The following is a 480-nucleotide window of genomic DNA, read 5'->3' as shown; positions in this document are numbered from 1 at the left end:
GTGGGGCGTGATGCGCCGCAGCGGGCAGTGGGGGCAAAGCTAGCTGAACGCTCAAAAGAGCGTAGGGTGGATCACGCTTCATCGATCCACCATGGCTGTGCAACAAGGTGGATGTAAAAGGCGACATCCACCCTACGGATGCCGTCAGAGCTGAATCCAGGTCGCCTTGAGCTCGGTGTACTTGTCGAAGGCATGCAGCGACTTGTCACGACCGTTGCCGGACTGCTTGAAGCCGCCGAACGGCGCGGTCATGTCGCCGCCGTCGTACTGGTTGACCCACACACTGCCGGCGCGCAGCGCCCGTGCGGTGCGGTGCGCCTTGGACAGGTCGGCGGTCCACACCGCGGCAGCGAGGCCGTAGGGCGTGTCGTTGGCGATCGCCACCGCTTCCTCGGCGCTGTCGAAGCTGATCACCGAGAGCACCGGGCCAAAGATTTCCTCTTGGGCGATCCTCATCGCATTATCGACGCCATCGAAGAT

1 protein-coding gene is annotated in these 480 nt (G+C 63.1%); it reads right to left on the bottom strand.

The genetic code is table 11. The features are described from left to right. Positions 1-144: 144 nt before the first annotated feature. Positions 145-480, bottom strand: a 336-nt coding sequence (locus ACU8YC_RS26665) for an aldehyde dehydrogenase family protein (protein WP_446896216.1), incomplete at its 5' end; no start/stop codon positions are given.

The sequence above is a fragment of the Citrobacter sp. VF227 genome, assembly GCF_052950715.1.
This window is presented reverse-complemented; position numbering and strand designations above follow the sequence as displayed.